Source organism: Herbaspirillum sp. LeCh32-8 (genome assembly GCF_017814915.1).
GTDB lineage: Bacteria > Pseudomonadota > Gammaproteobacteria > Burkholderiales > Burkholderiaceae_D > Herbaspirillum.
In genome coordinates this window covers 33,558-54,178 of record NZ_JAGIPZ010000011.1, presented here as the reverse complement: position 1 = coordinate 54,178, position 20,621 = coordinate 33,558, and the positions used below count along the sequence as shown (strand labels likewise).

The following is a 20,621-nucleotide window of genomic DNA, read 5'->3' as shown; positions in this document are numbered from 1 at the left end:
TTCGAAAAAATGAATAATAAGAATGACTTGATCTTGAATTGAGAACGTGGGCGCCGCCCTCAGTGGAGAAAGCATGGAACTGGCCGAGCTGGAAATCTTTCGCACCGTGGTGGCTGAGGGCGGCATCACGCGTGCCGCCGAGCGGCTTAACCGCGTGCAATCCAATGTCACCACGCGCATCAAGCAGCTGGAGGAATCGATAGGCGTGCCCTTGTTCGTGCGCGACCGACGGCGTATGGTATTGACCGCCGCCGGTGAGGCCCTGCTGGATTATGCCGAACGCATTCTCGATCTGGTGCAGGAGGCGCGCGCTGCCGTGGCACCGCAGAGCCCGCGTGGACGGTTGCGGATCGGCTCGATGGAAAGCGCGGCGGCCAGCCGGTTGCCGGCGCCGCTGGCGGAGTTTCATCGGCGTTGGCCGGAGGTGCGGCTGGAGTTGTCGACCGGGCCGACTGAAATGCTGGTGGCGCAAGTGCGTGAATTCAAACTGGATGCTGCGCTGGTGGCTGGTCCGTTCGATGATCCGGCGTTCGACGCCACGCCGCTGTTCAAGGAAGAGCTGCTGCTGGTTACGCCGAAAAGCCATCGTCGCGTGCGCAGCCCCGAGGATGTGATGCTCGATACCCTGATCGTGTTTGAGCAGGGATGCGCCTACCGGCGTCACGCGGAGGCCTGGTTCACCGCCGCCGGCGTGGGGCGCAGGCCGGGACGCACGCTGGAGTTGGCGTCTTATCATGCCATTCTGGCATGTGTGGCGGCGGGTGCCGGGGTGGCGGTGGTGCCGCGCTCGGTGATCGGGATGCAACCCGAGCCGCATGGTTTCGCTTCTTATTCGCTTGGCAAGGATGGTCGCATCACGACTTATCTCATCAGTCGGCGCGAACAACATTCGGCCTCTTTCTCGGCCCTGCGTTCTTTACTTATGGCGAGTGTTTGATATATTGAATTCAGATTTTCAGGCGTCGCTGATGGCGATGTCAGGTGTGGTCTGCGATGGTATGAAGGCGGCGTAACAATTTGTAAAATTCACTGCGGCGCAACACCGATTTTTTTATATTGAAGTTCCCCCTCCATTCTCCCCCCCGAGAATGGGATTTGCCCCACGGACTGCAAAGGACGTGGGGCTTTTCTTTTGTGTCGTCCATTTGTTTATCGGCCGGGAAGCCTTGTCTGTACTGGGAAAGAGAGGATAGGCGAAATGTGCGCGAGTACATTTCTCCAATCCGATCCCGTGTGCCGGGATCGCGTTCTCAAGCTGGTCGGATGACCTCACCTGTGCGGGGATGGCGTAGTGATCGTTGCAATTCAGCGTGTTGTCAGGAACCGGCCAAAAACGCTCACGCGCGTGAGCTGCCGATCACCAGATTGTCGCGTGCCGACGACTGGATGGCGAGCACTGCGGGATGAGTCAGGCGACGTTCCACCGAGATCGCGTAAAACTGTTCGCGGATGGCATCCGTTTTGCCAATTTCCACCAGCCCATATTGCCTCTTGATCTGGGCCGCGATCGCCGCCGGGGCGGCGAAGATGCCGGCGCCGGCATCGCCGAAAGCCAGCAGTAGGGCGCCATCGTCGAATTCGCCGGCGATCTGCGGGCGGATTTTCTCCTTCTCGAACCAGCGCAACAGCCGCGGACGCACGGCAGCATCCTCTCCCGGCATCAGGAACGGCGCGCCATCCAGGCTTTGCGGGAATCCTTTTTTATAGCGCTTGGCCAGTTCCGGAGTGGCGAAGAATCCGGTATCGCATTCGCCCAGCAAATGGTGATAACCCCGCACGTCGACATTGGGCGGCATCGGGCTGTCGGCGATGACGATATCGAGGCGATGGATCGCCAGTTCGGCCAGCAGCGCATCGAGCTTGCCTTCGCGGCAGACGATGCGGATGGGCTCGTCCATCGCCAGCGCGCTTTCCAGCAGCAGGTAGGCGATCGCCTTGGGCACTGCGTCGGCCACGCCCACGCGCAGCTGCAGCGTGCGTGCGCCGGGGCGAAAGCGCAGCGCTTCTTCCAACTCTTCGCCGATGGTGAAAATGCGATCCGCGTAATCGAACACCATGCGGCCTTCATCGTTGAGCTCCAGCCGCCGCCCTACGCGCGTGAACAGCTTGTAGCCCAGACTTTCTTCAAATAAGGCGATCTGGCCGCTGACGGTTTGCGCCGTCAAGTGCAGGCGCTCGCTGGCGCGCGCCACGCCGCCGGCCTTGGCGACGGTCCAGAAGTAATGCAGGTGCTTGTAGTTGAGTGCGGCCATGAAATTTGAATCATCGGTTTTTCCGATGGATTATCTCAGAATATTCGAATTTTCATGAGTCGCGGTTTCTTCTACAGTGGCGTTGTTGTCCGGCGCGTCATCGCCTGAGCGTGGATGCCCGGATGCTTGCCAACCTGATATGAAGGAGAAGCCTGATGCAATGCCCCGTCTGCACATCGACCAATCTGCTGATCTCGGAACGCCAGGGCATCGAGATCGATTACTGCCCGCAATGCCGCGGCGTCTGGCTGGATCGCGGTGAGCTCGACAAGCTGATCGAGCGCTCGCCGGCCGGCGTCGCCCCGACGAGCGCCCCGCAGCAACGTCAGGCGCCGCCGGTGCAGCAGGGCTATGACCAACGTCATGGTCACAGTGGCCATCACCGTGACAGCCATGGCTATGATTACAAGCGCAAGAAGAAGGGCTTCCTCGGCGAGATCTTCGATTTCGACTGACGCGGCGTGACCGATTAAAAACAAAGAACCGGAGAGGTAAAAAGTGAACGGCGTAGAGAGCTTCGCAACCGGCCCCATGTGGGCGGGCTTTATCGTATTCGTGCTGGGCATGCTGGCATTGGACATGTTCGCGCTGGGCGGTCGTCACGCGCACCGCGTGTCGCCCAAGGAGGCACTGGGCTGGTCGCTGGCCTGGGTGTCGCTGGCGCTGCTGTTCGCAGGCCTCATGTGGTGGTATCTGGATGCGAACGTGGGACGCGAATTCGCCAACCAGAAGGGCGCCGAATTCCTCTCCGGCTACATGATCGAGAAGGCGCTGTCGGTCGACAATATCTTCGTGTTCCTGATGATTTTCAGCTACTTCGCCGTGCCGGCCGAAATGCAGCGCCGCGTGTTGCTGTACGGCGTGATCGGCGCGATCGTGATGCGTGCCGTGATGATCCTCCTGGGCGCCTGGCTGATCGCGCAGTTCAGCTGGATTCTCTACGTGTTCGGCGCGTTCCTGGTGTTCACCGGCGTGAAGATGTTGATCTTTGCCGACAAGGAGCCTGACCTCGGCGACAACCCCTTGCTGCGCTGGCTGCGCAGTCACCTGCGCATCAGCCATGACTATGACGGCGAGAAGTTCATCACGATACAAAACGGCGTCAAGTATTTCACGCCGCTGATGCTGGTGCTGCTGCTGATCGAGCTGTCCGACCTGATCTTCGCGGTCGACAGCATCCCGGCGATCTTTGCGATCACCAAGGACCCGTTCATCGTCTTCACGTCGAACATGTTCGCGATCATGGGACTGCGGGCGCTGTACTTCCTGCTGGCCGACTCGGCTGAGCGCTTCCACCTGCTGAAGTACGGCCTGGCCCTGGTGTTGCTGTTTGTGGGCATCAAGATGTTGGTGGCCTATTGGTTCCACATCCCGGTGCTGTGGTCGCTGGCGGTGGTGGGCGCGATTCTGCTGGTGTCCATTGTGCTGAGCCTGGCGCTGACAAAGGACAAGAAAACCGCCTGAATTCGAATGTAGTGTGGTGGAGGCCTTGAACCCGGCCGGAGCGATCCGGCCGGTTTTTTTATGGGCATGCCAAAAAGGCAGGGTTTGTTTAATTAGGGACGGAGTGCATTAGAATGACGCTCCCTTTCTCCGGTTTCATTGATCAGCCATGGCCCGCCTTCCACGCCTCGTCGCTCCCAACCAGCCTCACCACATCATCCAGCGTGGCCACGATGGGCTGGCGATCTTTCGTGACAGCGACGATCACCTGGCCTTCCTCGGCTGGCTAAAGGAAGCTTCGCGCCAGTTCAAGGTCGCCATCCACGCCTACGTGCTGATGCCCGACCATCTTCACCTGCTGGCGACGCCGGTTGATGAGCAGGGCCTGGCACGGATGATGCAGTGGATAGGGCGGCACTACGTACCCTATTTCAACCAGAAGTACAGCCGCGGTGGCACCTTGTGGCAAGGGCGATACCGCGCCACGGTGCTGGATGCCGAGCTTTATCTCCTGGCCGTGTGCCGCTACATTGAACTCAATCCGGTGCGCAACGGCCTGGCCGCTGCCCCGGGAGAGTACCCATGGTCCAGTTACATGCATCACATCGGCGCAAAGCAGGATGGCCTGATCACTGACCATCCGCAATATTGGTCCATTGGCAACACGCCGTTCGACCGAGAAATTGCCTATCGGCAATTGACGGAAGAGGCCCTGGCGCAGGAGGAGGTGGCGATGATCACCGACGCCACGCTCAAGGGGTGGGCGCTGGGTTCGGACGATTTCAAGACCGCCTTGGAGCGTCAGACGCGTCGGCGGGTGAGCCCGGCCAAGCGTGGCCGGCCTGCAATTTCCAAGTTGCAACAGGGCGCCGGCATGGCGCCTGACAATGGCGAACAGTAAGCGCTAAAAATTTATATTTTTAGAATCAATTACTTAGATTGGCTCCTGCCACTATGTCCCTAATTGAAATTTCCTAAAAATCTTGGGGAAATTAATTTTACTCAGACCCTAATTATTTTCATTGAACTATTGGGTGCACTGCACTATTCTTCAAATCCTTACTGTCAATGTGGTGGAGTACCGTTATGCACGCGCAAGGCCTTTACGACCCAGCAAATGAACATGACGCCTGCGGCGTCGGTTTCATCGCCCATATCAAGGGCAAGAAATCACATTCCATCGTTGACCAGGGTTTGCTTATTCTGAAGAACCTGGACCACCGGGGCGCCGTCGGCGCCGACCCCTTGATGGGTGACGGCGCGGGTATCCTGATCCAGATTCCCGACCAGTACTACCGCGAAGAGATGGCCAAGCAGGGTGTGGACCTGCCGCCGCCGGGCGAATATGGCGTAGGCATGGTGTTCCTGCCGAAAGAAAACGCCTCGCGCATCGCCTGCGAACAGGAAATCGAACGCGCCGTGCTGGCCGAAGGCCAGATCGTGCTGGGCTGGCGCGACGTGCCGGTCGACACCGACATGCCGATGTCGCCCACCGTGCGCGAAAAAGAACCGGTGATCCGTCAGATCTTCATCGGCCGTGGTCCGGACGTGATGGTCACCGATGCGCTGGAGCGCAAGCTGTATGTGATCCGCAAATCGTCCGGCCACGCCATCCAGGCGTTGAACCTGCTGCACGGCAAGGAATTCTTCGTGCCCTCGATGTCGGCCCGCACCGTGGTCTACAAGGGTCTGCTGCTGGCCGACCAGGTCGGCGTGTACTACAAGGACCTGCAGGACGAGCGCTGCGTCTCGGCCCTGGCTCTGGTGCACCAGCGCTTCTCCACCAACACCTTCCCCGAGTGGCCGCTGGCCCACCCGTACCGCCTGATCGCGCACAACGGCGAAATCAACACCGTCAAGGGCAACTTCAACTGGATGCGCGCCCGCGAAGGCGTGATGCAGTCGGCCGTGCTGGGTTCGGACCTGAAGAAGCTGTTCCCGCTGATCTATGAAGGCCAGTCCGACACCGCCAGCTTCGACAACGCGCTGGAACTGCTGGTCATGGCCGGCTATCCGCTGCCGCAGGCGATGATGATGATGGTGCCCGAAGCCTGGGAAAACCATACCTCGATGGACGACAACCGTCGCGCCTTCTATGAATACCACGCCGCCATGATGGAGCCGTGGGACGGCCCGGCCGCGCTGGCCTTCACCGACGGTCGCCACATCGGCGGCACGCTGGACCGCAACGGCCTGCGCCCGGCGCGCTATATCGTCACCGACGACGACCTGGTCGTGATGGCCTCCGAATCGGGCGTGCTGCCGATTCCCGAATCCAAGATCATCCAGAAGTGGCGCCTGCAGCCGGGCAAGATGTTCCTGATCGACCTGGACGCCGGCCGCATCATCGACGACAAGGAACTGAAGGACACCTACGCCAACGCCAAGCCCTACAAGCAGTGGATCAACTCGGTGCGCGTCAAGCTGGACGAGCTCGAGAACGAGCCGCGCCAGGCCGCGTCCGAGCTGTCGCTGCTGGACCTGCAGCAGGTGTTCGGCTATACCCAGGAAGACATCAAGTTCCTGATGGCGCCGATGGCCACCGGCGGTGAAGAAGCGATCGGTTCCATGGGCAACGACTCGCCGCTGGCGGTCATGTCCAACAAGAACAAGACCCTGTACAACTACTTCCGCCAGCTGTTCGCGCAGGTGACCAACCCGCCGATCGACCCGATCCGCGAAGCGCTGGTCATGTCGCTGGTGTCGTTCATCGGCCCCAAGCCCAACCTGCTGGACACCAACAACATCAACCCGCCAATGCGCCTGGAAGTGTCGCAGCCGGTGCTGGACTACGACGACATCGCCAAGCTGCGCAACATCAGCGCGCACAGTGGCGGCAAGTTCAAGTCCTATGAACTGAACATCTGCTATCCGGTCGCCTGGGGCAAGGAAGGCATCGAAGCGCGCCTGGCATCGCTGTGCGCCAAGGCCGTGGACGCCGTCAAGTCGGGCCACAACATCCTGATCATCTCGGATCGCAAGGTTGGCGCCGAGCAGCTGCCTATCCCGGCGCTGCTGGCTACTTCCGCGATCCACCAGCACCTGGTCAGCAAGGGCCTGCGCACCTCCACCGGCCTGGTGGTGGAAACCGGCTCGGCACGTGAGACCCACCACTTCGCCCTGCTGGCGGGTTACGGCGCTGAAGCCATCCACCCCTACCTGGCGATGGATACCCTGTCCGAAATGGCCAAGGGCCTGCCGGGCGAGCTGTCCTCCGACAAGGCGATCTACAACTTCCAGAAGGCGGTCGGCAAGGGCCTGCTGAAGGTCATGTCCAAGATGGGCATCTCGACCTACATGTCCTACTGCGGCGCGCAGATCTTCGAAGCCATCGGCCTGTCCAAGGCGCTGGTGGACAAGTACTTCAAGGGCACCGCTTCCAACGTCGAAGGCATCGGCGTGTTCGAAGTGGCCGAAGAAGCGCTGCGCCTGCACACCGCGGCCTTCAGCACCGACCCGGTGCTGGCCAACGCGCTGGACGCCGGCGGCGAGTACGCCTTCCGCATCCGCGGCGAAGAGCACATGTGGACGCCCGACGCGATCGCCAAGCTGCAGCACTCGACCCGTTCGAACAGCTACAACACCTATAAAGAGTACGCACAGATCATCAACGACCAGTCCAAGCGCCACATGACGCTGCGCGGCCTGTTCGAGTTCAAGATCGATCCGTCGCGCGCCATCTCCATCGACGAAGTGGAACCGGCCAAGGAAATCGTCAAGCGTTTCGCCACTGGCGCCATGTCGCTGGGCTCGATCTCGACCGAAGCGCACGCCACCCTGGCCATTGCGATGAACCGTATCGGCGGCAAGTCCAACACCGGCGAAGGCGGCGAAGACGTCAACCGTTATCGCAACGAGTTGAAGGGTATCCCCATCAAGCAGGGCGCGACCCTGGCCTCGGAAATCGGCCGCGAGCACATCGAAGTCGACATTCCGCTGCAAGAAGGCGACTCGCTGCGTTCGCGCATCAAGCAGGTGGCCTCGGGCCGTTTCGGCGTGTCCGCCGAATACCTGATCTCGGCCGACCAGATCCAGATCAAGATGGCGCAGGGCGCCAAGCCGGGTGAAGGCGGTCAGCTGCCGGGCCACAAGGTCTCCGAATACATCGCCAAGCTGCGCGTGTCGGTGCCGGGCGTGGGCCTGATTTCGCCGCCGCCGCACCACGACATCTACTCGATCGAAGATCTGGCCCAGCTGATCCACGACCTGAAGAACGTCAATCCGCGCGCCTCGATCTCGGTCAAGCTGGTATCCGAAGTGGGCGTGGGCACCGTGGCTGCGGGCGTGGCCAAGGCCAAGTCCGACCACGTCGTGATCGCCGGCCATGACGGCGGCACCGGCGCCTCGCCGCTGTCCTCGATCAAGCACGCCGGTTCGCCGTGGGAACTGGGCCTGGCTGAAACCCAGCAGACCCTGGTGCTCAACGGCCTGCGCAACCGCATCCGCGTGCAGGCCGACGGCCAGATGAAGACCGGCCGCGACGTCGTCATCGGCGCCATGCTGGGCGCCGACGAGTTCGGCTTCGCCACCGCACCGCTGGTGGTCGAGGGCTGCATCATGATGCGCAAGTGCCACCTGAACACCTGCCCGGTGGGCGTGGCAACCCAGGATCCGGTGCTGCGCGCCAAGTTCTCGGGCAAGCCCGAGCACGTGGTCAACTTCTTCTTCTTCATCGCTGAAGAAGCGCGCCAGATCATGGCCCAGCTGGGCATTCGCAAGTTCGACGAGCTGATCGGCCGCGCCGACCTGCTGGATCGTTCCAAGGCGATCGCACACTGGAAGGCGCGCGGTCTGGACTTCTCGCGCATCTTCTTCCAGCCCGAGTCGACCCTGCCGGTCTATCACACCGACAACCAGGACCACGGTCTGGACAAGGCGCTGGATCACAAGCTGATCGCGCAGGCGAAAATCGCGCTGGAAAAGGGCGAGAAGGTTTCCTTCATCTCCCCGATCAAGAACCTGAACCGCACCGTCGGCGCCATGCTGTCGGGCGAAGTCGCCAAGCGCTACGGCGACGAAGGCCTGCCGGACGACACCATCCACATCCAGCTGCAGGGCACCGCAGGCCAGTCGGCCGGCGCGTTCCTGGCCAAGGGCGTGACCCTGGACCTGGTCGGCGAAGGCAACGACTACGTCGGCAAGGGCCTCTCGGGCGGCCGCATCATCGTGCGTCCGAACACCGAGTTCCGCGGCCGCGCCGTGGACAACATGATCTCGGGTAACACCGTGCTGTACGGCGCCATCACCGGCGAAGCCTTCATCAACGGCGTGGCCGGCGAGCGTTTCGCCGTGCGTAACTCGGGCGCCATCGCCGTCGTCGAAGGCACCGGCGACCACGGTTGCGAATACATGACCGGCGGCACCGTGGTGGTGCTGGGCAACACCGGCCGCAACTTCGCAGCCGGCATGTCGGGCGGTATCGCCTACGTGTACGACCCGGAAGGCGATTTCGCCGGCAAGTGCAACACTGCCATGGTGACGCTGGAGAAGGTCCTGGCCGACACCGAACAAGAGCACGAGCTGGGCCGCAACATCTGGCACAGCCTGGCCCGCGGCGGCGTGCGTCAGACCGACGAAGCCATCCTGCGCGGCTTGATTGAACGGCACTTCAAGTACACCGGCAGCACGCGTGCGCGCTACCTGCTGGACAACTGGGCGGCCTCGCGCGCCAAGTTTGTGAAGGTCTTCCCGACCGAATACAAACGCGCGCTGGCAGAACTGGCCGCCGCTGCCGAAACCAAGAAGGAGAAGGTCGCAGCCTGATCAGGGCGCGTACTTTTCAAGTCAATCAAGCACGCCGGCGGGCGTGGCGACAGGATCGCCGCCCGCCGCATCCTTAGCGAGAAATGTGAGAGGAAAATGGGAAAAGCAACTGGTTTCATGGAATATGCGCGCCTCAAAGAAGGCAGCGAAGCGCCTGCCGCGCGTCTGAAGCACTACAAGGAATTCGTCATCCATCTGAACGAAGGCGACGCCAAGATCCAGGGCGCGCGCTGCATGGATTGCGGCATTCCGTTCTGCAACAACGGCTGCCCGGTCAACAACATCATTCCCGACTGGAATGACCTGGTCTACCGCGGCAACTACAAGGAAGCGCTGGACACCCTGCATTCCACCAACAACTTCCCCGAGTTCACCGGCCGCATCTGCCCGGCGCCTTGCGAAGCCGCCTGCACCCTGGGCATCAACAACGACGCCGTGGGCATCAAGTCGATCGAGCACTTCATCATCGACAAGGGCTGGGAAAACGGCTGGGTGGTGCCGCAACCGCCGGCCATCAAGACCGGCAAGAAAGTCGCCGTGGTCGGCGGCGGTCCCGCCGGCATGGCCGCTGCCCAGCAGCTGGCGCGCGCCGGCCATGACGTGACCCTGTTCGAGAAGAACGATCGCATCGGCGGCCTGCTGCGTTACGGCATCCCCGACTTCAAGATGGAAAAGTCGCACATCGACCTGCGTGTCGAGCAGATGAAGGCTGAAGGCGTGACCTTCCGCACCGGCGTGTTCGTCGGCAAGGATTTCCCCGAGACCGTCAACAACTGGTCCAAGGAAACCGTCTCGCCCGAGCAGCTGCAAAAGGACTTCGACGCCATCATCATCTCCGGCGGCGCCGAAGCGCCGCGTGACCTGCCGGTTCCGGGTCGTGAGCTGAAGGGCGTGCATTTCGCGATGGACTTCCTGCCGCAGCAGAACAAGGTCAACGCCGGCGACAAGCTCAAGAGCCAGATCATGGCCACCGGCAAGAACGTGGTGGTGATCGGCGGCGGCGATACCGGCTCCGACTGCGTGGGCACCTCCAACCGCCACGGCGCCGCTGCCGTGACCCAGTTCGAACTGATGCCGCAACCGCCGGAGTCCGAGAACAAGCCGCTGGTCTGGCCCTACTGGCCGATCAAGCTGCGCACCTCGTCCTCGCACGAAGAAGGTTGCGAACGCGATTTCGCGGTCACCACCAAGCGCCTGGAAGGCAAGGGCGGCAAGGTCGAGAAGCTGATTGCCGCACGCGTCGAGTTCAAGGACGGCAAGATGGTCGAAGTACCGGATTCGGAATTCGAGATCAAGGCTGATCTGGTGCTGCTGGCCATGGGCTTCGTCTCGCCGGTGGCGCAGGTGCTGGAAGCCTTCGGCGTCGAGAAGGATGCGCGCGGCAACGCCAAGGCCACCACCGACGGCGAAGGCTGCTACAAGACCTCGGTCGACAAGGTATTCGCAGCGGGCGACATGCGCCGCGGCCAGTCGCTGGTGGTGTGGGCGATTCGCGAAGGTCGTCAGTGCGCACGCGCGGTCGACGAGTTCCTGATGGGCGCGTCGCTGCTGCCGCGCTGATTCCAACGCCTCAATAACGATTTAGCTTCATTTGACCTGGACCCGGGCTGACGCAAGTCTGTCCGGGATTTTTTTCGCCCGCGCGCGGCGGAGCGCTCAAGTAGAATGGACGGATTCGCCAGCCAGGCGCAAAGCAGGTACGCAAAAACAGGTTCAGAATCCATCATGGCTACCCCCATCCGCTACACCATCACTTCCCTCGATCCCGCGTCCCACATCTACGACGTCACCGTCACGGTCGACCAACCGGCGGCCGACGGCCAGGTCTTTTCACTCCCGGCGTGGATTCCGGGCAGCTACATGATTCGCGAGTTCGGCAAGAACATCGTGCAGCTCAAGGGCGAATCCGGCGGGCGCAAGGTGGCGATGAAGAAGCTGGACAAACACACCTGGCAAGCGGCGCCCTGCGCGGGTCCGCTGACGCTGTCCTACCAGGTCTACGCCTGGGACCTGTCGGTGCGCACCGCGCACCTGGACCAGACGCACGGCTTCTTCAACGGCACCAGCGTGTTCCTGGCGGCGCATGGTTTCGAGGGCGGCCAGCAGATGGTGGAAATCCGTCGTCCCGAGGGCGAGGCCTTCAAGCGCTGGCGCGTGGCGACGTCCTTGCCAGAGCTGAAAGCCAAGCGCTATGGCTTTGGCACCTACGTCGCGCAAAACTACGATGAGCTGATCGACCATCCGGTCGAGATCGGCGACTTCGCGCTGGCCAGCTTCAAGGCGCATGGCGCCCAGCACGACGTGGTGATTACCGGCCGCGTACCCAACCTCGACATGGCGCGGCTGTGCGACGACCTGAAGAAGATCTGCGAGGCGCAGATCGCGTTCTTCGAGCCGAAGAAAAAGCGCGCGCCGATGCAGCGCTATGTCTTCATGACGCTGGCCGTCGGCGACGGCTACGGCGGCCTGGAGCATCGCGCCTCGACCGCGCTGATCTGCTCGCGCGCCGACCTGCCGGTCAAGGGCAAGCCGGAGCAGACCGATGGTTACCGCACCTTCCTCGGCCTGTGCAGCCATGAATACTTCCACACCTGGAACGTCAAACGCATCAAGCCGGCGGTGTTCGCGCCCTACGACCTGCGCGAAGAGAATTACACCTCGCTGCTGTGGCTGTTCGAAGGCTTCACCAGCTATTACGACGACCTGTTCCTGGTGCGCACCGGCGTCATCGATACCGACAATTACCTGAAGCTGCTGTCCAAGACCGTTACCGGTGTGCTGCGCGGCAGCGGCCGCAAGAAACAAAGCGTGGCCGAGTCCAGCTTCGACGCCTGGGTGAAGTACTACCGCCAGGACGAGAACGCCACCAATGCCATCGTCAGCTACTACACCAAGGGTTCGCTGGTGGCGCTGGGCCTGGACCTGACGATCCGCGCGCAAACCCGCGGCCGTCGCTCGCTGGACGACGTCATGCGCGGCCTGTGGGAGCGCTACGGACGCGACTTCTACGAAGGCCGCGCCCAAGGGCAGGGCGTGCCGGAAGACGGCATCCTGGCCTTGATGGAGGAGTTGAGCGGCGCCGATCTCAAGCGCTTCTTCGAGCGCTGCATCCGCGGCACCGAGGACGTGCCGCTGGCCGAGCTGTTGCCGGCGTTCGGAGTGGGTTACGAGGCTGTGTTGCACAAGGATGCCAAGCCATGGCTGGGCGCACGGGTGACCAAGGACGGCGGTGACGCCAAGCTGGCGGTGGCGTATGAGGGTGGTCCGGCGCAGCAGGCCGGCCTGTCGGCAGGCGACAAGCTGGTGGCGCTGGATGGCTTGCGGGTGCCAGCCTCGGGCGTGGAGGGTTTGCTGGAGCGCTACCGCGTCAGCGACACCGTGCGTGTGCACGCTTTCCGTCGCGATGAGCTGATGGAGTTTTCCGTCAAGCTCAAGGCCGACGTTGCGCCGCAGGTCAAGCTGGCGGCGCTGGGCAAGCCGGCGGCGCTGGTGCGTCAGCGCGAGTCCTGGTTGAAGATGTAATAGATCTAATGGGTGGCGTCGGCGAAGATGTGCTGGCGCTGTTCCCGGTGCTGCTCCTCGATCAGTTCTTCTGTTTGGAGCGCCCAAAGAAAAACCCGCCGGAAGGCGGGTTTTTCATTTGAAGCGGGAGGAAGCGAATTACTTGGCTTCTTCAGCGCCGCCGGCGGCAGCTTCGCCTTCAGCGGACACTTGACCGGCCGGCACGGTGGCGGTGGCGATGGTCAGGTTTTCCTGGGTCACGGCCGTCACGCCGTTAGGCAGCTTCAGGTCAGCCAGGTGGATCGATTGACCGACGTCCAGCTTGGACAGGTCGACTTCGATGAATTCCGGCAGGTTCTTCGGCAGGCAGGTCACGTCCAGCTCAGCAGCCACGTGGCTGATGATGCCCGAGTGCAGCTTGACGGCCGGCGAAACTTCAGCGTTCACGAAGTGCAGGGGCACCTTGGTGTGCAGCTTTTGCGAAGCATCGACGCGTTGGAAGTCAACGTGCAGGACCAGTTGCTTGTATGCGTGGACTTGGAAGTCGCGCAGCAGCACTTGTTCGGTCTTGCCTTCGATTTCCAGGTCCAGGATGGACGAGTGGAAGGTTTCCTTCTTCAGCGCGTGGTACAGCGCGTTGTGGTCCAGCGAGATGTTCAGCGGAGCAGCGGTGCCACCGTAGACGATACCGGGGGTTTGGCCGGCCAGACGCAGGCGGCGGCTCGCTCCGGTGCCCTGTTCTTTACGCGGAAAGGCGATAACTTTCATTTTAAAACTCCAATGTTGGCCGGGCGCGTCGTTGAGCCGACGTATGCCTGGCGTAGTAAATATCCCCCGCGACCAGGGGATATGAAAAAACCTCGCTGCAGGATTGCAGCGAGGCGAATGCAAATTCTTACTCGGCGAACAGCGACATCACGGAGTCGCCCTTCGTAATACGCTTGAAGGTCTCTGCCAGCAGGTCTGCGCAGGTCAGTTGGCGGACCTTGGTGCAGGCGCGCGCGGCGGGCGACAGCGGGATGGTGTCGGTCACCACCAGCTCGTCCAGCGGCGAATTGCTGATACGGTCGATGGCAGGGCCGGACAGCACCGGGTGCGTACAGTACGCCACCACCTTCTTGGCGCCGCGTTCCTTCAGCACTTCGGCGGCCTTGGTCAGGGTGCCGGCGGTGTCGACCATGTCGTCCATGATCACGCAGTTGCGGCCTTCGACTTCACCGATGATGTTCATCACTTCCGAAACATTGGCCTTCGGACGACGCTTGTCGATGATCGCCAGGTCGCAGCCCAGGCGCTTGGCCAGCGCGCGTGCGCGCACCACGCCGCCGACGTCGGGCGACACGACCAGCAGGTCGTCGTAGTTCTTGGCCACCAGGTCGCCCAGCAGGATCGGCGAGGCGTAGATGTTGTCGACGGGAATATCGAAGAAGCCCTGGATCTGGTCAGCGTGCAGATCCATGATCAGGACGCGTTCGACGCCGGCTTCCTGCAGCATGTTGGCGACGACCTTGGCCGAAATGGCAACACGGGCGGAGCGCGGACGGCGATCCTGGCGGGCATAACCGAAGTAGGGGATGGCGGCGGTGATGCGACCGGCCGACGCGCGCTTGAGGGCGTCGACCATGATCATGATTTCCATCAGGTTGTCATTGGTCGGCGCGCAGGTGGACTGCAGCACGAAGACGTCTTTGCCGCGAACGTTTTCATTGATCTCGACCATGACTTCACCGTCGGAGAACTTGGAAACGTTGGCCTTGCCCAGAGGGATACCGAGTTTGTCAGCGACGCCTCGCGCCAATTCCGGGTTGGCGTTGCCGGTAAAAACCATCAGGTTTTCAAGTGCCATGTGGGTATCCCTGAATACAATCGTTATAAAGTCGAAAAGCCGACAATGCTTGACTTGTTGGTCTCACATTGACGGCTTATTTTTTTGACTGGACATCTGGCCGAAGGGCCGGTCCTGAATTTAATGGCAGGGGAACAAGGAGTCGAACCTTGGAATGCCGGAATCAAAATCCGGTGCCTTAACCAACTTGGCGATTCCCCTACGCAATCTGCTGTCTGCCGTGTCATCGCGCATCTGCTGCGCAACTCTTCGTCAAACCAATTCTTCACTACGACTTCAAGAAACGGGCGAGAGGATGTTCCTGCATCGCTTTGGCTTTCCAGCCGATCCAGCGCGAAGGCAATTGTTTCAGCACTTCGTCTGCCTCGTGTTCGTGTTCGAATGCACTGAACACACAGGCGCCGGATCCGGTCATTCTGGCATTCCCGAACTTGCTCAGCCACTGGATGACATCCGCTATCTCGGGGAAATGCGCTGTTGCCACCATTTCCAGATCGTTTTTCCCGAAGCTCGAAACAAGCTGTTTTGTTGCATCAGGAAAGTCCGCTATTCTGACGGCCTCGGTATCCCTTGTCAACACTTTTGATGAAAAAATTGTTGCGGTGGGGACAGACACCCCCGGCTCGACCACCACATACCAGCAATCGGCCGTCTCCAGAGGGGACAGCGCCTCGCCCACGCCTTCGGCGAAGGCATTGCGGCCGAAGATGAAGAACGGCACGTCGGCGCCCAGTTTCAGGCCGATATCCATCAACTCCTGGCGCGTGAAGCCGGTCTGCCACAGATGGTTTAGCGCCAGCAGCGTGGTGGCGGCATCCGAAGAGCCGCCGCCCAGGCCGCCGCCCATCGGCAATATCTTGTGCACGGTGATCGATGCGCCCAGTTCGGGACGGCCGGCGGCTTCGCGCAGCAAGTTGGCGGCGCGAACCACCAGGTCGGACTGCGCCGGCACGCCGGGGATATCGTTGGTGCGCACGATCGCGCTGTCGTCGCGCACCGTGAAGTCCAGCGTGTCGCAGCGATCGATCAGCTGGAACGCCGACTGCAGCAGGTGATAGCCGTCCGGCCGCCGGCCGGTGACGTGCAGGAACAGGTTCAGCTTGGCGGGCGCCGGACAGGCGTTGAGGGTAGTGGTCATGCTTGGTGCTGCGTGTGCGTGTGCGTGTGCGTGTTTGTGGGTGTGATGCTTGTCGGCGCCCGGTCAGGGCTCAGGGTTGTTTCCAGCTGTCGACCGCGATGCGGATCGCGACCTTGCCGGCTTGTTCGGTATCGCGCGTCATGTCGATGCGCTTGGGACGGGTTTCGCCGCTGTCGGGGTCGACCTGCCAGTTGGCATAGACCACGCGCCAGCCATCCTTGGTGGTGAAGCCGGCGTAGTCTTCGCCCGGCTTGGCGGTGAAGCGTTTGCCGGCGGCGTCGGTGCCGGTGCCTTGCAGCCACTGGCGCATGCCGGAGACCGGCAGCGGCCAGCCCAGCGATTGCGCCGCCAGCTCATCCACGTCCGGCGCCACCTGCGGCGCGCGTCCAGACTGCATCAGGGTGGCGATGCCGGGCTTGACGTTGATGGTGGCGACCGTCTGGCCCAGCGGCGAGAACATTTCCAGGTCAATCTGCTTGGGCGTCTGATTCCACAGGAAGCTGCCGTGCAACGACTGCGGATTGCCGTTCTGTTCGTACTGCACGGAAATGCGGCCACCGACGTTGATGCTGTCCCGGTAAGCCGGCGCGGCCGCGGCCACGGGCTGCCCTGATTGCTGCTGCAGGCCGGCGCAACCGGCCAGCAGCGCCGCCAGCGACAGGGCGGCGGCGCTGCCCGCGCGTCGCAGGCCGGCAGGCGAGATGGTTTGCTGCATGCTCATCATGGCTGGGCGTTCAGCCGCGCCAGTGTGCTCTTCAGGACTTCGTTGCCGGGGTCCTTGGCTTGCACTTCGCGCCAGACCTGCTTGGCTTCGTCCTGCTTGCCGCGGGTCCACAGTACTTCACCCAGGTGTACGCCGATTTCCGGATCGGGGCGCAGCGCGTAGGCGCGGCGCATCTGCGTCTCGGCCTGCTCCAGCTTGCCCATGCGGAACTGGATCCAGCCCAGGCTATCGGCGATGAACGCGTCCTGCGGCGCCATGTCGGCGGCCTTCTGGATCAGCTCCAGCGCTTCCGGCAGGCGAATGTTGCGATCGGCCAGCGAATATCCCAGCGCGTTATAGGCGTGCTGGTTGCCCGGCGCCAGCGAGATCACGCGGCGCAGGGTCTTTTCCATTTCGTCGAACCTGCCCAGCTTCTCCAGCACCATGGCGTAGTCGTACAGCAGGTCGGTGTTGTTGGGGAAGCGCTCGATGCCGCCCTTGAGCACATCGGCGGCTTCCTGGTTGCGATTGACGTCGCGCAGCAGCAGCGACTCTGCCTGGATCAGCTGCAGCTGCTCGCCGTCGGTGGAGGACTCGGACTGGGCCGCCTCCAGCGCCTTGCGGGCGCCGTCGATGTCGCCCTTGCGCGCCAGCAGCTGGGCGCGGCGCACCTGGATGTTGACGTAGCCTTCAGTGCCGGGCTCGGCCTGATCCAGGTAGCGCAACGCGCCGTCATAGTCCTTGCGCTCTTCGGCGATGCGCGAGAGCAGCAGGATGGCCTGGCTGGGGTCGCGGTCATCTTCGGGCTGCGCGGCCAGCACTTGTAGGTAGCGCTGCAGATAGTTCTCGGCGTCCTTCAGCTGGTCGGTCTGGGCCGACAGCACACCCAGCGCGAACAGCGTGGTCGGGTCTTCGCCATCTTCCTTCAGCAGCGCCTCGAACTGGGCGCGGGCGTCCTTGTAGTTCTTTTGCTCGACCAGGCTGCGCGCGTAGGCGATGCGCACCTCGCGCGAGTCGGGATACTTGCGCAGGAAGTCGCTGATCAGCTTGGTGGCTTCCTTGGTGTCCGGCGCCACCTGGGCCGCGGTCAGGATCGCCAGTTCGGAGTCAGGCTTGATCTTCAGTGCCGCGCGCGCCTCGCGCTGGGCATAGGTGGTGTCGCCTACGCTGAAGGCGCCTTGCGCCAGCGCCAGGTGGGTTTCCACCAGGTCGCCGTAGGGTTGGGTGACTTTTTGCAGGATGGCGAAGCTGGCCTGCTTGTCCTTGGCACGCGAGAGCAGGCGCTGGATTTGCAGGATCATCGGGCCGCGCGCCTGCGGGGCGGCATCGGCCAGGCGCTGGGTCAGCAGCGGCTCGATCTCGTCGACGCTGTCCGACAGCATGATCAGGCCGAGATAATTTTGCAGCGCCTCATCCGAGTGCGGCGCCAGCTCGGTCCACAGGCGCACCGCCACCAGCGCTTCGGCTGGCTGGCGCGCCACCACGGCGATCTCGGCGGCGCGCTTGGCCAGGCGCGGGTCGCGCGTCTGCTGGGCGGCAGAAAGGATGGTCACGTAGGCCGACTGCCACTGGCCGCGCTGGAGGGCGATCTCGGCCGTCAGCACCTTGTAGAGGATGTCTTCGCTCAGCTCGACCGCCGGCAGCGCGTCTTCCTGCTGTTGCGCCTTCGCCTTCGGAGCCTTCTTGCGGTTCGCAGCAGCCGATTTGGCGGCGCTCTTCTGATCCTGCGCGCCGGCGTTTGCTTTGTCGCCGGACTGCTGGAAGCTCGCGCACGCGGACAGCAGCAAGGTAGTGGTGAGAAGGGCGAGTGTTTTTTTCAAGATTTCGTCCTGACTATTCGGGAAGTTTCGATTTTACGCCCAACAGCTGTCGCTTTGCTGTAAGCGAAGTGTAATGCATCCTGGCGCGCCGGCAGGCGCAAAGGCGGCGGCGCGCGCCGGGTCTTGTTTTCGGCAACTGCATTATCATATGCAGCTTCCCACCGAAGCGCCCCACCGACGTAGCCAGATGCCAGAATTGCCAGAAGTAGAAGTCACCCGCCGCGGAGTCGCCCCCCATTTGGAGGGCAAGACCGTTAGCGGTGTCGTCATGCGCCATACCGGCCTGCGCTGGCCGTTTCCCGCCGGGCTGGACGCCCTGGTGGCCGGCCGCAAGGTGCGCGCCACCGGTCGTCGCGGTAAATACCTGCTGATTCATTTCGAGCATGGCACGCTGATCGTGCACCTGGGCATGTCCGGCCATTTGCGCATTTTGCCGCCGGGCATCGTCCCGCAGAAGCATGACCACTTCGACCTGCTGGTCGGCGGCCAGGTGATGCGTATGACCGACCCGCGGCGATTTGGTGCGATCCTCTGGCATGATGCTGCCGACGGCGACATCGAGGAGCACATGCTGTTGCGCAGCCTGGGCCTGGAGCCGCTGGAAGACAAATTCACCGCGCGCGAGCTGTTTCGCCAGACGCGCGCGCGCTCGGCGCCGATCAAGCAGGTGCTGCTGGCCGGCGACATCGTGGTCGGCGTGGGCAACATCTATGCCTCCGAGAGCCTGTTCAAGGCCCGCATCAATCCCAAGACGCCGGCCTACAAGATCAGCCTGGCGCGCTACGAACGCCTGGTCGAGGCGATCCGCGAGACGCTGGCTGCGGCCATCGAGCAGGGCGGCAGTTCGCTGCGCGACTTCATCGCGGTCAATGGCCAGTCCGGCTATTTCCAGCAAAGCTATTTCGTCTACAGCCGCACCGGCGAGCCTTGTCGCGTGTGCTCCACGCCGATCCGACAGATCAAGCAGGGCCAGCGTTCCACCTTCTACTGCGTGAGCTGCCAGAAATGAAGGGTATCGTCGACAAGCCGCGGCGCAAGGCCGCCTCCGTATCTTCGTCCGCCGACGCCGAGCGTTACGAGGATCCGTCGTTCTCGGCCGCCGTGATTGCCTGGCAAAAGCAGCACGGGCGCCACAAGCTGCCCTGGCAGAACACGCGCGACGCTTACCGGGTGTGGCTGTCCGAGATCATGCTGCAGCAGACCCAGGTCGCGGCGGTGATTCCTTATTACGCGCGCTTCCTCAAGCGCTGCCCGGATGTCTTCAGCCTGGCCGCGGCGCCCTCGGAGGATGTGATGGCGCTGTGGAGCGGGTTGGGCTATTACACCCGGGCGCGCAACCTGCACAAGTGCGCCCAGCGCGTGGTGGCCGAGTACGGCGGGCGTTTCCCGGACGATCCCGACCTGCTGGCCGACCTGCCCGGCATCGGCCGTTCCACCGCCGCCGCCATCGCCGCATTTTCCTACGGCCGCCGTGCCGCGATCCTGGACGGCAACGTCAAGCGCGTGTTCGCGCGGGTATTCGGCATCGAGGGGTATCCCGGCGCCAAGCCGATCGAAGACAAGTTGTGGCTGCGCGCCGTGGCCCTGCTGCCCGACGAGGGCATCGAATCTTATACACAGGGGCTGATGGATCTGGGCGCCACGCTGTGCGTGCGCGGCACCCCCGCATGCACCAAATGCCCGCTGGCCGAGCGCTGCGTCGCGCTGGCGCAGGATAGGGTGAGCGAGCTGCCGGTATCCAAGCCGAAGAAGGCGGTGCCGGAGCGCGAGACCGTGATGCTGGTGGTCACGCACGGCGCCGACGTGCTGCTGGAGCAGCGTCCCGACAGCGGCATCTGGGGCGGCTTGCTGTCCTTGCCGGAGATTGCGGTGGGCGATGCCGCGCAGTTCGATACCGCGGTGCGCACGCTGGTCACGCCGTATGGCGAGCTGGAGGGCTGCCGCAAGCTGCAACCGTTCTCGCACGTATTTACGCACTTCAAGTTGCATGTCGCGCCGTTCCAGGTCGCGATGAAGAGCCGTTCGCAGCGCATCGCGCAGAACCCCTTGGTGTGGTATCCGGTGGAAAAGCTGGCCGATGCGCCCTTGCCGGCGCCGGTGAAGAAGTTGCTGTTGGGAGTATTGCGCAGCGACGATCTGCTGGCGGCCGTCTAGT

Annotated in this window: 15 protein-coding genes and 1 tRNA gene; 9 read left to right on the top strand and 7 right to left on the bottom strand. The window is 62.6% G+C overall.

The features are described 5' to 3' along the window. Positions 1–73: 73 nt before the first annotated feature. A complete protein-coding gene (locus tag J8I26_RS17880) occupies positions 74–937 on the top strand; it encodes a LysR substrate-binding domain-containing protein (protein ID WP_209608460.1) in 864 nt (287 codons plus the stop codon). A gap of 400 nt (positions 938–1,337) precedes the next feature. Here the strand turns inward: J8I26_RS17880 and nhaR are convergent, their stop codons facing one another. Next, positions 1,338–2,252 (bottom strand): transcriptional activator NhaR, encoded by a 915-nt coding sequence (nhaR, locus tag J8I26_RS17875; protein ID WP_209608459.1) that lies wholly within the window; start codon positions 2,250–2,252, stop codon positions 1,338–1,340. A gap of 155 nt (positions 2,253–2,407) precedes the next feature. Between nhaR and J8I26_RS17870 the strand changes: the two genes are divergently transcribed. From J8I26_RS17870 to J8I26_RS17845, 6 genes are all read left to right on the top strand, one after another. Beyond that, positions 2,408–2,707 (top strand): zf-TFIIB domain-containing protein, encoded by a 300-nt coding sequence (locus tag J8I26_RS17870; RefSeq protein WP_209608458.1) that lies wholly within the window; start codon positions 2,408–2,410, stop codon positions 2,705–2,707. Positions 2,708–2,750: 43 nt separating this feature from the next. Then, on the top strand, positions 2,751–3,716 hold the full coding sequence (locus J8I26_RS17865; protein ID WP_348635335.1) for a TerC family protein: 966 nt from the start codon (positions 2,751–2,753) through the stop codon (positions 3,714–3,716). A 148-nt stretch (positions 3,717–3,864) separates the two neighbouring features. After that, the gene (locus J8I26_RS17860; RefSeq protein WP_209608457.1) at positions 3,865–4,596 is read left to right on the top strand and encodes a transposase; all 732 of its coding nucleotides are present in this window, start codon (positions 3,865–3,867) and stop codon (positions 4,594–4,596) included. Positions 4,597–4,781: 185 nt separating this feature from the next. Further along, positions 4,782–9,458, top strand: a complete 4,677-nt coding sequence (locus J8I26_RS17855; RefSeq protein WP_209608456.1) for a glutamate synthase-related protein — start codon at positions 4,782–4,784, stop codon at positions 9,456–9,458. 96 nt (positions 9,459–9,554) lie between these two features. Further along, positions 9,555–11,018, top strand: coding sequence for a glutamate synthase subunit beta (locus J8I26_RS17850; protein WP_209608455.1), 1,464 nt, complete (start codon positions 9,555–9,557; stop codon positions 11,016–11,018). Positions 11,019–11,183: 165 nt separating this feature from the next. Further along, complete coding sequence (locus tag J8I26_RS17845) at positions 11,184–12,980, top strand: M61 family metallopeptidase (protein WP_209608454.1); 1,797 nt, start codon at positions 11,184–11,186, stop codon at positions 12,978–12,980. A gap of 138 nt (positions 12,981–13,118) precedes the next feature. Here J8I26_RS17845 and J8I26_RS17840 read toward each other — a convergent pair whose 3' ends face one another. The 6 genes from J8I26_RS17840 to J8I26_RS17815 form a co-directional block, all read right to left on the bottom strand. Further along, positions 13,119–13,727, bottom strand: coding sequence for a 50S ribosomal protein L25/general stress protein Ctc (locus J8I26_RS17840; RefSeq protein ID WP_209608453.1), 609 nt, complete (start codon positions 13,725–13,727; stop codon positions 13,119–13,121). Between the two features lie 127 nt (positions 13,728–13,854). Further along, positions 13,855–14,805 carry a ribose-phosphate pyrophosphokinase gene (locus J8I26_RS17835; RefSeq protein WP_079218223.1) on the bottom strand — a complete coding sequence of 317 codons (951 nt, stop codon included), beginning with the start codon at positions 14,803–14,805 and terminating at the stop codon, positions 13,855–13,857. A gap of 124 nt (positions 14,806–14,929) precedes the next feature. Continuing rightward, a tRNA-Gln gene (locus tag J8I26_RS17830) sits at positions 14,930–15,006 on the bottom strand. Positions 15,007–15,073: 67 nt separating this feature from the next. Beyond that, positions 15,074–15,943: a 4-(cytidine 5'-diphospho)-2-C-methyl-D-erythritol kinase gene (gene ispE / locus J8I26_RS17825; RefSeq protein WP_209608452.1), complete on the bottom strand. Its 870-nt coding sequence runs from the start codon at positions 15,941–15,943 to the stop codon at positions 15,074–15,076. Between the two features lie 70 nt (positions 15,944–16,013). After that, a complete protein-coding gene (gene lolB / locus J8I26_RS17820) occupies positions 16,014–16,658 on the bottom strand; it encodes a lipoprotein insertase outer membrane protein LolB (RefSeq protein WP_209608451.1) in 645 nt (214 codons plus the stop codon). 5 nt (positions 16,659–16,663) lie between these two features. Next, positions 16,664–18,466: a tetratricopeptide repeat protein gene (locus J8I26_RS17815; RefSeq protein ID WP_209608450.1), complete on the bottom strand. Its 1,803-nt coding sequence runs from the start codon at positions 18,464–18,466 to the stop codon at positions 16,664–16,666. Positions 18,467–18,653: 187 nt separating this feature from the next. Between J8I26_RS17815 and mutM the strand changes: the two genes are divergently transcribed. Next, the gene (gene mutM / locus J8I26_RS17810) at positions 18,654–19,475 is read left to right on the top strand and encodes a bifunctional DNA-formamidopyrimidine glycosylase/DNA-(apurinic or apyrimidinic site) lyase (protein WP_209608449.1); all 822 of its coding nucleotides are present in this window, start codon (positions 18,654–18,656) and stop codon (positions 19,473–19,475) included. After that, entirely contained in the window at positions 19,472–20,620 is a 1,149-nt protein-coding gene (mutY, locus tag J8I26_RS17805; RefSeq protein ID WP_209608448.1) for an A/G-specific adenine glycosylase, read from the top strand. Before mutM ends, mutY begins: the two co-directional genes overlap by 4 nt. Position 20,621 lies beyond the last annotated feature (1 nt).

Bases quoted from the DNA above. Each gene is read 5' to 3' on its own strand.
- J8I26_RS17835 (WP_079218223.1), bottom strand. From the start codon at position 14,805: ATGGCACTTGAAAACCTGATGGTTTTTACCGGCAACGCCAACCCGGAA.
- J8I26_RS17860 (WP_209608457.1), top strand. From the start codon at position 3,865: ATGGCCCGCCTTCCACGCCTCGTCGCTCCCAACCAGCCTCACCACATC.
- J8I26_RS17855 (WP_209608456.1), top strand. From the start codon at position 4,782: ATGCACGCGCAAGGCCTTTACGACCCAGCAAATGAACATGACGCCTGC.
- J8I26_RS17850 (WP_209608455.1), top strand. From the start codon at position 9,555: ATGGGAAAAGCAACTGGTTTCATGGAATATGCGCGCCTCAAAGAAGGC.
- ispE (WP_209608452.1), bottom strand. From the start codon at position 15,943: ATGACCACTACCCTCAACGCCTGTCCGGCGCCCGCCAAGCTGAACCTG.
- J8I26_RS17840 (WP_209608453.1), bottom strand. From the start codon at position 13,727: ATGAAAGTTATCGCCTTTCCGCGTAAAGAACAGGGCACCGGAGCGAGC.
- nhaR (WP_209608459.1), bottom strand. From the start codon at position 2,252: ATGGCCGCACTCAACTACAAGCACCTGCATTACTTCTGGACCGTCGCC.
- J8I26_RS17870 (WP_209608458.1), top strand. From the start codon at position 2,408: ATGCAATGCCCCGTCTGCACATCGACCAATCTGCTGATCTCGGAACGC.
- mutM (WP_209608449.1), top strand. From the start codon at position 18,654: ATGCCAGAATTGCCAGAAGTAGAAGTCACCCGCCGCGGAGTCGCCCCC.
- J8I26_RS17880 (WP_209608460.1), top strand. From the start codon at position 74: ATGGAACTGGCCGAGCTGGAAATCTTTCGCACCGTGGTGGCTGAGGGC.
- J8I26_RS17845 (WP_209608454.1), top strand. From the start codon at position 11,184: ATGGCTACCCCCATCCGCTACACCATCACTTCCCTCGATCCCGCGTCC.
- lolB (WP_209608451.1), bottom strand. From the start codon at position 16,658: ATGCAGCAAACCATCTCGCCTGCCGGCCTGCGACGCGCGGGCAGCGCC.
- mutY (WP_209608448.1), top strand. From the start codon at position 19,472: ATGAAGGGTATCGTCGACAAGCCGCGGCGCAAGGCCGCCTCCGTATCT.